This is a genomic window from uncultured Allobaculum sp. (assembly GCF_948576815.1).
Lineage (GTDB): Bacteria > Bacillota_I > Bacilli_A > Erysipelotrichales > Erysipelotrichaceae > Allobaculum > Allobaculum fili.
This window is the reverse complement of the sequence record NZ_CAPAEZ010000065.1, coordinates 1-14,409: the sequence shown is the minus strand read 5'-3', so window position 1 is coordinate 14,409 and position 14,409 is coordinate 1. Positions and strand designations below refer to the sequence as shown.

12 protein-coding genes are annotated in these 14,409 nt (G+C 52.6%); 3 read left to right on the top strand and 9 right to left on the bottom strand.

Going from position 1 to position 14,409, the window contains the following annotated elements; translation table 11 throughout:
• Positions 1-160: 160 nt before the first annotated feature.
• The 3 genes from ftsZ to Q2J39_RS08780 all read right to left on the bottom strand — a co-directional run bounded on the left by ftsZ (position 161) and on the right by Q2J39_RS08780 (position 4,556).
• Entirely contained in the window at positions 161-1,279 is a 1,119-nt protein-coding gene (gene ftsZ, locus Q2J39_RS08790; protein WP_230267635.1) for a cell division protein FtsZ, read from the bottom strand.
• Positions 1,280-1,505: 226 nt separating this feature from the next.
• Positions 1,506-2,762, bottom strand: a complete 1,257-nt coding sequence (locus Q2J39_RS08785) for a hypothetical protein (RefSeq protein ID WP_288340180.1) — start codon at positions 2,760-2,762, stop codon at positions 1,506-1,508.
• 561 nt (positions 2,763-3,323) lie between these two features.
• Positions 3,324-4,556, bottom strand: a complete 1,233-nt coding sequence (locus Q2J39_RS08780) for a glycerophosphodiester phosphodiesterase (protein ID WP_288340182.1) — start codon at positions 4,554-4,556, stop codon at positions 3,324-3,326.
• Positions 4,557-4,917: 361 nt separating this feature from the next.
• Between Q2J39_RS08780 and Q2J39_RS08775 the strand changes: the two genes are divergently transcribed.
• Positions 4,918-6,135 (top strand): hypothetical protein, encoded by a 1,218-nt coding sequence (locus Q2J39_RS08775; protein ID WP_288340184.1) that lies wholly within the window; start codon positions 4,918-4,920, stop codon positions 6,133-6,135.
• Between the two features lie 255 nt (positions 6,136-6,390).
• Here Q2J39_RS08775 and Q2J39_RS08770 read toward each other — a convergent pair whose 3' ends face one another.
• The 5 genes from Q2J39_RS08770 to Q2J39_RS08750 form a co-directional block, all read right to left on the bottom strand.
• Entirely contained in the window at positions 6,391-8,082 is a 1,692-nt protein-coding gene (locus tag Q2J39_RS08770) for an FAD-dependent oxidoreductase (RefSeq protein WP_288340186.1), read from the bottom strand.
• Between the two features lie 175 nt (positions 8,083-8,257).
• Positions 8,258-9,574, bottom strand: coding sequence for a serine dehydratase subunit alpha family protein (locus tag Q2J39_RS08765; RefSeq protein WP_230267629.1), 1,317 nt, complete (start codon positions 9,572-9,574; stop codon positions 8,258-8,260).
• Between the two features lie 62 nt (positions 9,575-9,636).
• Positions 9,637-9,822, bottom strand: a complete 186-nt coding sequence (locus tag Q2J39_RS08760) for a hypothetical protein (RefSeq protein ID WP_300968141.1) — start codon at positions 9,820-9,822, stop codon at positions 9,637-9,639.
• A gap of 104 nt (positions 9,823-9,926) precedes the next feature.
• Positions 9,927-10,823 (bottom strand): MalY/PatB family protein, encoded by an 897-nt coding sequence (locus Q2J39_RS08755; protein WP_288340189.1) that lies wholly within the window; start codon positions 10,821-10,823, stop codon positions 9,927-9,929.
• 326 nt (positions 10,824-11,149) lie between these two features.
• Positions 11,150-12,133, bottom strand: a complete 984-nt coding sequence (locus Q2J39_RS08750; RefSeq protein WP_230267627.1) for a hypothetical protein — start codon at positions 12,131-12,133, stop codon at positions 11,150-11,152.
• Positions 12,134-12,320: 187 nt separating this feature from the next.
• On the opposite strand from Q2J39_RS08750, the gene Q2J39_RS08745 reads away from it, so the two are divergent.
• Positions 12,321-13,019, top strand: a complete 699-nt coding sequence (locus Q2J39_RS08745; protein WP_230267626.1) for a chromate transporter — start codon at positions 12,321-12,323, stop codon at positions 13,017-13,019.
• Entirely contained in the window at positions 13,012-13,572 is a 561-nt protein-coding gene (locus Q2J39_RS08740; protein WP_230267625.1) for a chromate transporter, read from the top strand. The genes Q2J39_RS08745 and Q2J39_RS08740 overlap by 8 nt, the downstream gene beginning before the upstream one ends.
• Positions 13,573-13,772: 200 nt before the next feature.
• Here the strand turns inward: Q2J39_RS08740 and Q2J39_RS08735 are convergent, their stop codons facing one another.
• Entirely contained in the window at positions 13,773-14,204 is a 432-nt protein-coding gene (locus tag Q2J39_RS08735; protein ID WP_288340192.1) for a hypothetical protein, read from the bottom strand.
• Between the last annotated feature and the right edge of the window lie 205 nt (positions 14,205-14,409).

The following is a 14,409-nucleotide window of genomic DNA, read 5'->3' as shown; positions in this document are numbered from 1 at the left end:
TAGCGTATCTAATATTCAGTCTCGCGTATACCCGTCGATTGTTTGACACTTACCGGCTGTCTGGCTGCATGCCCATTTTCCATCAAAAAAGCGAAAGGATTGTTCGGTCCTTTCGCTCTGTAATTTTCAAAATTAAATCGTTTCCAAATCTTTTATGGAATTAGCGATTCTGGAAGAAGAAATCCGGGATGTTTTCATCCTCGGACGCTTTGACTTCCGCGCTTACCGAAGCACGGCCAGCCGTTACCTGCGGCTGTGTGTACAGGGAAGAAACCTTAGCGGCAGGTTCTGCCTTTTTGGTTCCGCCCTTTACTGCGGCCTTGCGCGCTGCCGGTGCGTCGTCGTCTTCAAAGCCCGTTGCAATAACGGTAACGATGATCGCGTCGCCGAGCTGTTCGTTAATAGCGATACCGAAAATGGTGTCGATGTCGCCGCCGGCTGCATCCTGAATCACCGCAACCGCGTTCTGTGCATCATACAGGGAAACCTTGTCGCCGCCGGTGATGTTGATGATCGCCGATTTTGCGCCGGTAATATCCGATTCGAGCAGCGGGGACTGGATGGCTTTTTCTGCAGCGTTGAGCGCTTTGTCTTCGCCGTCTGCCATACCAATACCGATCAGAGCACGACCCTGGTTGGCCATTACGGAACGAACGTCCGCAAAGTCAAGGTTCACGAGGGCAGGTACCGCAATCAGATCCGAAATGGTCTGAACGCCCTGACGAAGTACGTTGTCTGCAGCCTGGAAGGCTTCTTCGATCGGCTTGCGGCCGATGACTTCAAGCAGATTGTCGTTGGAAACAACGATCAGGGAATCGACATATTTTTTCAGTTCCTCAATGCCCTGTTCCGCATTGTTGGAACGGCGTTTGCCTTCAAATGTAAACGGACGGGTAACGACCGCGATCGTCAGCGCGCCTTCTTCTTTCGCCAGCTTGGCTACGAGCGGTGCAGCACCGGTTCCGGTTCCGCCGCCCATTCCAGCGGTAATGAAAACCATGTCCGCGCCCTTAATGGCTTCGCGGATTTCGGATTCAGTTTCTTCTGCAGCTTTACGGCCGACTTCCGGGTTGCCTCCGGCACCAAGTCCCTTGGTCGAATCGTTGCCCAGTACGATTTTCTTTTCTACCGGGGAACTTTTCATAACCTGAACGTCCGTGTTGGCGATGTAGAAATCTACGCCCTGCAGTCCGTCCATAACCATGCGATTGACCGCATTGCTTCCGCCGCCGCCAACGCCAATGACTTTAATATTCGCTCTCTGATTCAGTTCTGGCATGTGAATACTCTCCTTTATTCCTTGTTTCGATGGTTCGATAATCCTATGTCCATAAAGACTTCAGACAAGCGCGATATGCGCCTGTATGGCCGCATTTTACGCTCATTTGTCCTGATATCCTATCGTACAGGTTTTCTGTCGGATATTTCCGTTTTTGGTTTTCTGTTTTCCAATCTTGCGTCAAATCCGAATCGTATGATTCGTTTTTCCGGCAAGGGTGAAGCCGCTAGTTTTTCGACGTAAGTATTACGCGCTTGAGCTTACGGGTAAATCCGCCTTCTTCATCTTTGACATAGCGGGTAATGGACTCGATGCTTTCTTCCAGTTCGTTGTTATTGACGGAAATTTTGTCGCGGCCCTGAATTTCATTGCCGTCTTCCCAGACGTACGCCATGCCCAGCGGCACGACAAAGCATCCGCTGCGGGCACCGATGCTCGAAACGGAATAAACGTCCGCAGACGCATTGAAATCCTTGAGCAGATCGCGCAGAACCGGAATGTTCGAGCCCTGACCGGTAATCAGATAGCGGGCTTTGGTCTGGCTTACAATCGCCTGACAGGCGGCATTGATTTCCGCGATCCAGCTGCGCATGCGGGGCAGAACGGCATCGGCCAGTTCTTTTCGAGTGATTTCCACACGGCGATTTTCCTGCTGTTCAATGTAGATCATACGGTCCTCTCCGTCTTCCTTCGGAACGCTGAAGAGGTTTTCGAGCAGACGCCATGCGGCGCTGTCGGAAAGCTGATAGCGATCCTGAAGCTTTTCAATGAAGGACTGGTATCCCTGATCAATCACAGCACAGAAGGCGATTTTGTTCTGATTGAGCAGGGCCAGCGCGGTATGATCGGCCTCCAGGCTGATCAGAATGACCGGCGCGTCCGCGGACTGCAGAAGCGATCCGGTTTCCTTTGCGGCTGCGTACAGATCGACCGCAATGTCCATGACCTGAATGCCGGCATCTTCCACTGCCTTGACATAGGAGAACACCAGTTCCCGGTTTCCATACAGCAGATCGACGTCCATATCGAATTCCGCCGCATCGCAGCCAAACGGCATCTCATCAAGATGGGTGGCCCCGATGAAATACTGAATCCGGTTGACGTTGATCAACACTTCGTCGTCAAAGCTTGCGGCATGCATCGCCGTCTTCAGCCCCTGCTGAAGATGGAAGCGGCGAACGGTATGCGTACCGTCGTCGATATCGATGTGCACTTTGGTATTGACGTTTTTGACGCCGCGGCTGGGAACCGCGAGCAGAACGCGTTCGATGCGGTAGCCAAGCGCATTTTCTGCCTGACTGAGGGCCTGTTTCACGGCGTTGGTTACTTCTTTTTCATCGGTAATCTTTCCGTTGGAGATACCGGAGTGTGCGCAGCGCTCCACGCGTAAAACATTGCTTCGGTTATTAAAGATTTCCACGACTGCAAGCCGTACTTCCCGGTCGGCAATTTCGATGGAAGCGTAGACACTTTTTTTCGCCATAAGATCTCCTTCACTCTGTTTTATATTATATGCTCAAGCATTTGGAAATTCATTTGTATTCCCTGCCCGCAAATCAGAAATCGCTTTATTTCAGACAGGACGCTCTTCTTTGGGAAGACGCGACCTTCAGTATAACATTTTGCCCGAATGTCTTTGAATTTTTCCTTTTTCACCGGCATTTTCTTTTTCCGCACGCCGGTGCTTTTTGGCGGTGCGCCAGGTTCAGTCCGATGGAAACGGCACCGATTTCAGACGGGCTACCGGTTCCTTTTTCATTCTGTTTCTTTTCTGGCGAGGCAGTGACTCGTTTGCCCGCCCGGCTGTTCTCATTTCAGATCCCTCTTTGATCCGGAAAAGATGGAAAACGCGAACGGTTTTGCAGGGATTCTATCTTTTCCGGACAGGTGGGTCTTTCTGCTAATTTTCGGATTATCTTTTCATTTTCCAGAACTTCAAAAGGCAGAAGGAAAGCGGAACCCCCTTTTCTTCTGCCTTTTGTTTCCAATTCCTGTACTGCTCAATTCTTCAGACGCGTCTGGAAGTACGCATTTCCTGTCGAACTCAGTTTTGTGCGCTCTGTGCCATTTCCTTATAAATGAGGACGGCGTTTTCCGTGTCGGTAATGACCCCGTCAGCATCCCATGAGAGATAGCGGTGAATGGCATCGGGATCATCGACGGTCCAGAGCCAGACTTCCTTGCCTGCCGCATGGATCTGCTCGATCCGCTTTTGCGAAATGAGCTTTTCATCGAGCGCAAGCGAATCCAGCCAGTCGCAGCCTAGCGCCGGATCGATTTCCGTATATTTATTGACGAGCAGCTGAACAAACATGTTCGGCAGCTTTTCGTGGATGGCTTCGAGAATGCCGGTATAAAAGGACTGCACCTGCATCGTGTAAGCGTACTGGGGATACGCTTCGACGACATCCAGAAACGGCTGAGGATCGTTTCGATCGTCCTTGAATTCAATCAGGTAAATGAGCTGATCGCGATAGCGGCCGATTACTTCCGACAGGCGGTGCAGCTTTTCTCCGTTATGCAAAATGATCTGGTCGAGTTCTTCGCTCGTATGTTCTGTAATGTTCCAGTCCAGACCCGCCGGTCCTTTCAGCGAATCGTCGTGGCAGACATACAGCACACCGTCCGAACTGGTGCGTACATCCAGCTCGACCTGGGGGCAGCCGGAAAGCAGCGCCAGATCGAACGAAGCGAACGTATTGTCCAGATTGTCTTCGACAAAGCCGCGGTGCGCGAAGACGGGAATGCGCTGCAGATTGCGGCTCGTCTGGTTCATCAGACGGCTGCGGACCATTTCATCGATCTGCTCGGAAGAAAGCGAGGCGGAGCCGATCTGCGGTCCGGCCACGAGCGGATAAATTTTATACGCCCCAAAGGAGGCCGCCGCAAACGCCAGCAGGCCGATCAGCGTACGTCGCATAAAATGGTGCTTCTTCACAGGTTTTCCTGCGGACGTTCGCGCCGCCTGCTTCCCGGCTTTTCGCGCACTCGTCCGATTTGACGCTGAAGAAGCGGCAGAGTGAGCGCTCTGATCGGCGCGACTGGCCGGCTCTTTTTTCAAAGCCGTTTTCTTCATCGTCTGTTCTGTGTTTTTTCGGGTCCGTCGGCCGGTTTTGTCCGGTGTTCTGGAAAGAGAGGCCACCGAATCGGCAGCGCTTGAGGAAAACAGCCTGTCGTTTCGTTCTTTTTCTTCCGGACTTTCCCATTGCCAGTCCTTCTCTTCGAGTCGGGAAGAAGCAGACGGATTTGGGTTTGTATCGTTATGGTTTGTATTCATGTCTCTCCCGTTTCCAGTTCTGGCCTTTTCATTTATGCGGATGCTCAGAGCGTTCCGACCGTTGAAACCAGAAGCCGCATTGGGCAATCGGATCCTGTGCGCTTTCAAAAACGCCGCGAAATGGCCGGCACACAATACGGTATTGTAAAAGAAATCTTTCAGCTTTCAATTTTCTAAGCGGCGCAGCTTTTCCAAATTGCGCCGTATTTTTTCTTTGGGCTCGTCCTGCAAAAAGGAAAAGGTTTTCATATCGTGCCGCGTCTAGTGCGTCAGCGTTGACAAAGCGCTGGCGTGCCCATCAATTTGGCTGAATTTAGTATGGCGTATTCGACCGGGAACAGCCGTATGTTAAAATATCGTCATGAAAAATAACACAGAAAAACCAAAAAGCCGCAAGGCGAATCGGGAGGCTGCCACTCGCGAAGCGTCCAGGCGCCCTTCCCCAAAGGAAGAGCGTCAGTTATTTGATGAAGATCTCGCGGATGAAGAGCTCTGGGATGGCGAAAACTATGGCGAAGAAGACGACTATGAAATCGATCTTCCATCCCGGTCTTCCCGCTCGCGCAAAGCGCAGCCGGCACCGGCAAAGCCAAAGAAACGAAAGGGATCGCTTGTTCTTCCCGTTCTGATTCTGGTTCTGGCCGTGACGCTGACGTCTCTGCTTGCGGTCGTCTATCTCCATCACAAATCAGGCATGCCTTCTTCTTCGGTATACCAGACCGCCGAAACCGAGGCGATGAAGCAGTACGATGACTTTACCGCCCTGGTCAACAATGCCGTTAAGCCGGACGACTGGGACGAAGGCGCATTTAACACAATGAAGCAGGCCGCTCTCGACGCGTACGATCAATCCTTTCTGACAACGATCGAAGCCGCCAAAAACGGCGATGCAGCTGCACGGGATCAGCTGAATGCGACCAGTGAAATTACGGTTCCGGAGCAGCCGGAAAAAATCCGTCTGTTCGAGCAGTTCTTTACCGATTCTTCGGCATGGCCTGGAGCCATCGTCAATCTGGCCGCCTCGGATCCATCCATGGTGGATTTCATTCTCGCTTATCCGAGTGCCAACAAGGACGGCAACCGGGACGCGCAGATTGCAACCGACGCGCTGCAGGATCTGAAAACTGCCAATCCGGACTGGGGCTATATGCAGTATGGAAACGGCCTGTTCGTACAGACCGGAGGCGCCCCGACCGCCATTTCCGAAGTGTTCTCCTGGCTTCTTCAGGATCCGACGTTCAACCCCGTTACGGTTGCGGATTTTGCCCGTCAATATGAATACGATCTAACGCCCGCTCGCGACGGCGATTCCATTTTCGCGGGAGCCGCTTTAAACTGGGGCATTCCGATGAATCCGCTGCCCGCTTACCAGACGCAGATCGGAGACGCGCTTGCCGCCGGCGATATTGTCATTCTCCAGCAGGGCGACAACGAAAATCCGCATTTCCTCGTAGCGACTGGCGTAGATGAAAACGGCATGTGGATCATTCAGGATCCGACATCTTCCGCCCCGGCATCGGCTGTCGATCCAGCATCCATCATCGATTCCATTACTGCTGCCTTTGCCTTCTGGCTCTAAACTCCATTGAAATGAAAATCTGTACCTTGAATTCTGCTCCGGCAGATCGGGTACAGATTTTTTTTGTGCTTCGTCCGGGACTTTGGGTTTCCAGTTTTCACCGGACATGCAGAAAACGGACAGGGACGAACACCGCGAAAGGCCATGTTCGTCCCTGTATTCCTTTTTATGTTTATGAATTTCTTTTCAGCCGTTCTTTTTCTCGCTCTGTTTCAGATGTTTCTTTTTCAGCGGCTTGTCTGTGCCGGATCTTTCTTATCGATCCATGCCGCAGGGGAAGGCCGATTCCACCAGCTGCCGTTCGTGCGTAACTTCATCGTAAAAGCGATATCCGCCGGCAAAGTTGTAGCAGTCAAACCCGTTGGCTTCCAGAATCCGGCAGGCGATGTAGCTGCGCAGACCGCTCTGGCAGATGACGTAAACCGGTTTTCTGGGATCAAGTTCATTCAGGCGCTCGCGCAGTTCATCGACAGGAATATTTAGAAAGCCTTCGAGATGGCCCCACGCATATTCTCCATTCGTGCGCACATCAAGCCGGGTTACATCGGGATTGTGTTCGATCGCCTCCAGATCGTCGAGATGCCACTGCTTCAAAATGCCGTCCCGGATGTTTTCGATCATGAATCCCGCCATGTTTACAGGATCTTTTGCCGAGGAATACGGCGGAGCGTACGCCAGATCGAGATCCTTGAGATCGACCGCGTTCATTTTGCAGTGAAGGGCGGTCGCCAGCACATCGATGCGCTTGTCCACGCCTTCATAGCCGACGATCTGCGCGCCGAGAAGACGGTACGTTCCCTTTTCAAAGACGACTTTCATAGTCATGACTTTGCCGCCGGGATAATAGCCGGCATGGCTCATCGGAGAAAGAATGACGGAGTCGACATCGAGACCGGCTTTGCGGGCGGCCGTCTCACTTAGCCCGGTGACGGCGGCATCGAGGTCAAAGACTTTCAGAATGCTGCTGCCCTGCGAGCCTTTGTAATGGCTGTCCTTGCCGCAGATGTTATCGGCTGCAATGCGTCCCTGTTTATTCGCCGGGCCGGCCAGTGCGATCAGGGCCGGATCGCCGGTTACATAATGAGAAACCTGAACAGCATCGCCGACGGCGTAAATGTCCGGAACGGATGTTTCCATGCGCTCGTTGACGAGAATGCTGTCCTTGATGCCCAGCTTCAGACCGGCGTCCTTGGCCAGCTTTGAATCCGGCGCGACGCCGATAGCCAGAATGACCATGTCGGCGTGAAGAGGCGCCTGCTCCTTGAGCAGAACATCCACACCGTTTTCCTTTTTCCGAAATCCTTCTACCGTCTGGCCGAGAGCCAGCTTTACGCCATGCCGCCGCATTTCGCCCTGAATCAGCGCCGCCATGTCCGGATCAAACGGGTTCATGAGCTGTTTCGGTCGCTGCACGATGGTCACGTCGATGCCAAGTTCGCGCAGATTTTCCGCCAGCTCCATGCCGATAAAGCCGCCGCCGGCCAGAACGACCGATCTGGGATGATGCGTATCGATATAGTCCTTGACGCGAAGCGTATCTTCTACCGTACGCAGCGTGAACAGCTGATCGGCGTCCATGCCGGTTAAACGCGGAAGCACCGGTCTTGCGCCTGGGGAAAGCAGCAGCTTGTCATACGGTTCTTCAAACGTTTCCCCGGTTTCCAGATTCGTCACCGAGACAGTTTTTCGATCGGGATGAATGGCGGTCACTTCATGACGGACTTTCATGTTTACGCGAAAGCGCGCGTCGAAGCTTTCCGGGGTCTGGAGCGTGAGATCGCGGCGGTCGGAAATGACGCCGCCAATGTAATACGGCAGGCCGCAGTTGGCATACGAAATATGATGCGAGCGTTCAAATACCGTAATCTGCGCCTGCTCATCCAGACGGCGGATGCGGGCAGCTGCTGTGGCGCCGCCGGCTACTCCGCCAACAATAACGACTTTCATAAAAACTCCTTTCCGGATTCCGGAATGCGGCCGCCTCACGGGCGTCCGGAACGTCTGGAATCCGCTCTGTTTGGGGAATTATAGCCGAACCGGCAGACAATCCTTTTCCATTCGGCGATCTTTTCATTCGATTCGTTTGATTTTATGGACTTTGCCTTGAAAAGCTCTGCAGGACTCAGAGCGTGCGGTCCGAACAGCCCAGCATGATCTGCACGATTTCCTGATCGGTCTGCCGCATGCCTTCCCGGCCAAGGCGTCCGATATTTCGGATCGTGTTTTCCACGCCTTTGGTGACAATGCCGTCGCCGCCTAAAAATTCCTGGCCGTTCAAGTACATGTGATAGCCCAGAATGCCCGCTTCCACGCTCGAAGCGATTTTCGCGGCACAGCTTGGCTTGGCGCCATCGCAGATGATGCCCGAAACGATCGCCAGCGAATTGACCAGCGTGTGTTCAATCGCCTTGCGATCCGCACCCTGTAAAAAGGCGATTCCGCATCCTGCCGCGCAGCCGGCTGTGACCGCTCCGCAGTAGGCGGACAGACGCCCGATTCCGGTCTTTTCGTGAATGGCGATGAGATTGGAAAGCACCAGAGCCCGGTACAGCTGCTCTTTGCTGGAGTTCAGCTCCTTTGCGTATTCAATGACCGGGATGGAAACCGTCATGCCCTGGTTTCCTGAACCGGAATTAATGATGACGGGCAGTTCGCAGCCGCTCATGCGCGCATCCGATCCGGCTGCCGCTTTGGCGATCGCCCGATTGCGTATGGTATTGCCATAGTATTTGAGCATCGTCGATCCGATATTAGCGCCATAGCTGCGGCGCAGCCCTTCTTCGGCAATCGCCGTATTGTACGCGATCTGACGGTCGAGAACGGCCCGGACATCTTCAATGTCGCAGTCGTTTGCAAATTCATAAATCTTTTCGACGGTCAGAAGATCCGGATCGATCTGTCCGCTTCTGAACGCCCCATCGTATGCGCAGGAGCTGTCGATCTGATCGGTTCGATCCAGAAGTATCTGGCCATTTTTCTCAATGAAGACAATTTGCGTGTGGGCGTTGGCAATCCGGACTGAAGACGTCTGCCGGCCGCTTTGAAGCGAGACGATCAGATCAAAAACGAGACCATGATCGATTGCTTCGACCGTGATGGGCGTCTGCTTCAAAAAGGCGTACATCTGTGCTTTCTGCTCCGGAGTGACCTGAGCGATGACTTCAAGCGCCTGATCCGCCTTTCCTGCCACAATTCCCGCGGCGGCTGCGGCCGCAATGCCTTTGCTTCCGTCCGTATTGGGAACGACGACGCTTTTTACGTTTTTGATAATATTGCTGCTGACGGACACATTTACGGACTCCGGCAGACATCCAAGCACGTCTCTGGCTTTAGCCGCGGCATAGGCAATCGCAATCGGCTCCGTGCATCCCATTGCGGGAATGAGTTCGTCCTTCAGTATTTGCGTATACGCCGCATAGAGCGGACTTTCCTTATTCATAAGTCTTTCCTTCCTTTCCCTGACCGTATTTCCTGTTTTCTTCTATCTCACACCGTTCTATCTCATGCCGTTTCCTGCTTTTGCCTGCCTTGTGTCACCAGGTCGTCGACGGCCTTTTTGAGCCGATGCATAGCCTGTTCGAGAATGGATCTTGGACAGGCGGCGTTCAGGCGCATATAGCCGGAGCTGCGGTCAAACGATCGCCCTTCGTTCAGCCCTCTCAATGAAAAAATCGCGCAGCGCATCATCGCTCAGATGCAGATCCCGGCAGTCCAGCCATATCAGATACGTTGCATTGGGATGATTTGGCCGGATTTGCGGAATCCATTTTTTGCAGAAGTCGCAGACGCAGTCAAAGTTTCCCTGCAAATAGAAGAGAAGCTGGTCCAGCCACTCTTCGCCATGCCGGTACGACGCTTCCATCGCCACTGAACTGAAGGCGTTGTTTCGATGAATGTCCATGGCGCCCCAGAAGCGGTCGAAACGCTCTTTTTTCTTCGCATCCGGAAAATCGTCGTACTGGCCTGCATTCCGGCGAGGTTGAACGTCTTGGAAATAGAGGTGCCGTGATGACATGCCGACCAATATCTTCCGACAGAGACGCGGTCGGGATATGTCGACACCCGTTAAAAATCAGATCCGAATGAATTTCATCCGAAACGATCAGCACATCGTTTTCGATGCAGATTTGCGCCATGCGTGTAAGTTCGTCCCGGCTCCATACCCGTCCGACGGAATTGTGCGGACTGCAAATCAGGAAAATTCTGTATGTTCTGGCCTTTCGGGCAAAATCATCAAAATCGATTTGCCAGCGCCCGTTCTGTTCCAGCAGCCGGTTTTCGACCACAATTCGACCGCTGTCCTCAACGATGTCGTAAAAGTCGGAATACACCGGCGTCTGAATGGGAATACGATCCTGCGGATCGGAAAAGATGTGCAAAATGGCGCTCATGGCCGGGACGACGCCAAGACTCCAGCTCATTAACTTCGTATCCGGCTTCCACTGGTTTCGCCGCAGCTGCCAGTCCTGGACCGCCTGAAAATAGCTGTCGGGTCTTGATGTATAGCCCCAAATGCCTTCTTTTGCCTTGGCGACACAGGCGTCAATGATCGGCTGTGCCGTTTTGAAATCCATATCCGCCACCCAGAGCGGAAGGACATCCGCCCGACCGAATTTCTGCAGGCGTTCGTCGTATTTGGCACAACGGTATCCGGTTCGATCGATAACTTCATCAAAACTGTATTTCATCCTCAGCCCCCTTTCATTGCGGGCATCGTAAAATCGTGCGAGGCGTGTCTCGCAAAATATACTTCTATCTGATTTAAATGATACACTAGCTTTTCGATGGACTGACCGCCCTTTTTCGAAAATGGCCGACCAGATTTTCTTCATTTGTCCTCCGGTTCTGGCCTTGTCTTCTGCGCCTGCAATCATGGAGAAAAGTGCCGGTTTTCCGGTGATCCAGCGGCAGAAAGCTGCTGCGTCAAAACCGAAAGCAGCAGCGCAGCAGCCGTGCAGAAGCCCAAAAGAGCGCAAAAAAGACCCGGCTTTTCTGGCTGGGTCTTTGGCAGTTTCTATTTGGAATTGTCGTCTCCGGCAGCATTTGGCGTCTGCTGGGGCTGGGCGGATGGATCCGGAGTCTGCGTTCCCTTAGTCAGGAAGTAGACTTTGTTTCCGCAGTCGTCCGCGCCTTCAAGATAGAAGAAATAGTTGTTTGGAGAAAGCTGATTCCATGCGGTACCGGCTGCGTACAGATCGGAGAAGCTGTAGTAGACTTCCGCGCTTTCTGCACCGGCAGGCAGCGTGGAAATCGAGCAGGCCGTCGGAACGCTCGGTTTGTCGGGCTTCTGATCATCGACCGGTTCTTCCGGATCAGGAATCACCGGCGTCTGGGAGCCATTGCTGGTGTCGTCCCCATCTGGAGACGGAACCACTTCGTCATCGAACTGATCGGACGCAGTAATGTGGGTATTGTCGGCAACGACGTTGATCGTAATTTCGATCGAGTTCGTGTTGCCGGCCGCGTCGGTCGCCACGATCGTTACCGGATACGTGCCTTCCTTGTTCAGGTTATAAAAACCGTCAAGGCGGATTTCCACATCCGATTTATCGTCGGTCCGATAAATTTTCGAGAAATCGAAGTCGGTTTTGCCGACCGGAATCGTAACGACTGCGGAAGGCGAAATGAACTCCGGCATCACGGTATCTTCCACGCGCAGCGTTACCGGATAGTCCTTGCCGTCGTATTTGAGCGTCAGCTTGTACGTACCGATATCGAGGTACTTCTTATCTTTGGATGTGACGGTTTCCTTGAAGCCGTTATAGGTATATTTGTCGGAATCCGTCTTCAGATCGGAATCGACGGTAATTTCGTTCAGAATGCTCTCATCCGGCTCGTTTAACAGATACTCGGAAGGAGCCAGGGATACTGTTTCACCAAGCTCTACGGTTTTGTCGCTGACCACTTTCAGATCCTGTCCGGATCCGCCAGAACATCCTGTCAGCACGAACAGGGACAGCGCAATCACCGGCTTGAGAAGCCGTTTCAATCGTTTCATAATCAACCTCATTTCAAGACAGGAATATACACGTCATCCTGCCTGGATTGTAAATAAAGTCTCTAACCTTTTCTCATCGTGTAATTTTCTTCCGCTTTTCTCAAGCCTGCTGACCTGTTTCAAGTCGAAAGTGTTGACCCTCAAAGAATCAGAGAACAAACTAAGGAAAAAACGGAATTTAACGCTTATGAACATTTATGCAGATTTATTTCTAACCTTTTCCAAAATCGGCCTGTTCACGTTTGGCGGCGGACTGGCCATGCTTCCCATGCTGGAAAAAGAAGTCGTCAACAAGAAGCACTGGGCAACGTATGACGAACTGATGGACTATTACGCCATCGGTCAGTGTACACCAGGAATCATCGCCGTCAATACCGCCACGTTTGTCGGATACTCCCAGAAAAAGACCCCCGGCGCCATCATGGCGACAGCCGGCATCGTCTTTCCTTCGCTGGTCATCATCATGCTGATCGCGTCGCTGATGACCTCGTTTGCGGATCAGCCGATCGTTCAGCACGCCCTGGCGGGCATCCGTATTGCGGTATGCGTTCTGATTATGCAGGCCGTTTTGAAGATGTTCAAAGCCGGCGTCAAAGACTGGTACGCTCTGGCTCTGTTTGTCCTGTTTCTGGGACTTTCCTACTTCAATCTGCTTTCCGCGACGATCATCGTCATCCTGGCAGCCGCCGCAGGCATTCTGGGAAAGAAAGCGCCTGTAAAGTGGCCGGCGTTAGCTAAAGCCAAAGCGTCGTCTGCGACGAATCAGCCAAAACAAGATACGACAGAAACGCCGTCTGCGCAATCAAAATCCGACGCGAACGTGCCCGCAAAGGCGAGCGCCAAGCTGGAAGAGAGCGTAAAGCCAGAGGAGGACCGTCATGCTTAGTCTGTACTGGACCCTTTTCCTTGAATTTTTCAAAACCGGTCTGTTTTCGGTCGGCGGCGGTCTGGCCACCATCCCGTTTCTTTATGAGATGATGGAGCGCTATCACTGGTTTACCGAACAGGATCTGCTCAACATGATCGCCATTTCCGAATCCACTCCGGGACCGATCGGCATTAACATGGCAACCTACGTCGGCTATCACGCCACCGGCAATAACATTCTCGGCGGAATTCTGACAACGGCTGCTCTGGTCATGCCAAGCGTCATCATCATCTGCGTGATCGCACGGGTTCTGCAGTCGGCCAAGGACAACCCCTACGTACAGGACGCGTTTTACGGACTGCGCCCCGCTTCCTGCGCGCTGATCGTATCGGCGGCCATCGGCGTAGTGGTCAGCGTACTCTTCCCTTCGGGATTCGTACTGAATCAGAGCTTCTGGATCAATCTGGGCCTCATCGTGCTTTTTGGCATCGTGGCCTTCTCCTTTAAAAAGCTCCACCCGATCGCGCTGATTGTCATCTGCGCGATTACGGGTATCGTACTTCAGCTCTGATTATGGCGAAAACTCTTAAAGTTTTCGGAACCAATTTGAAAAGAATAACGAAACAAACGGCGCTGTGCTCCTTTTGAGAAATCACAGCGCTGTTTCTGTGTTCTTTCCAGTCCCTCTGGATTCAGTTCAGCCTTGTCTGCTCTGACACAGAAGGACAGGCAGATGTCTGACTTTTCTTTTGCACACGCTTTTCCGTGTCTTCAGCTCAGCTTTCCGTTTTCAAGAGCCAGTTCCTGCGCCTGAAACAGCTGGAGCACTTCACCAAGCGGAAGGTGCAGCGAACGCAGAAAATCCGGCTGCACATTGGCGCCGTGAATCGAGCCGTCTTCAAACTGACAGAGGGCGAAAATGAGATTGCTCTGGTTGACGCCATAGTAAACGGTACACATTTCCTGCGCCGAGCTCTGCTCTATGCGCTGGCGCAGAAGATCAAGCAGGTCTGCAGAAGGCGTATACAGAATCGGATAGCTGTTCAGTACGGAAAGCACCGTATTCCACTGTTCGTCTCTGGCTTCTTCCTTCTCTGCCATTTTTAAAAGCGTTGAGCGATCGATTCCGGTCTGCTTGCTCAGATCTTCGAGCGTAAAGCCATTCTGGGCCAGTTTCTGCTCGAGCCACGTTTGTTCATTCATAAAGGATCCTCCGCCGATTTCTCCGCGTCTCTGCATCGGTTTCTGGTTTTCACCTGGGCGATGGGTATGGACTGCGGAACACTTTATCGGTCTGTTTTTTTTCAGAATCGAACAGCCCCGCTCTTTTTTCACGCGAGGTGCCCGTCTGTCTTTCGTAAGTGTCAAACAATCGACGGGTATACGCGAGACTGAATATTAGATACGC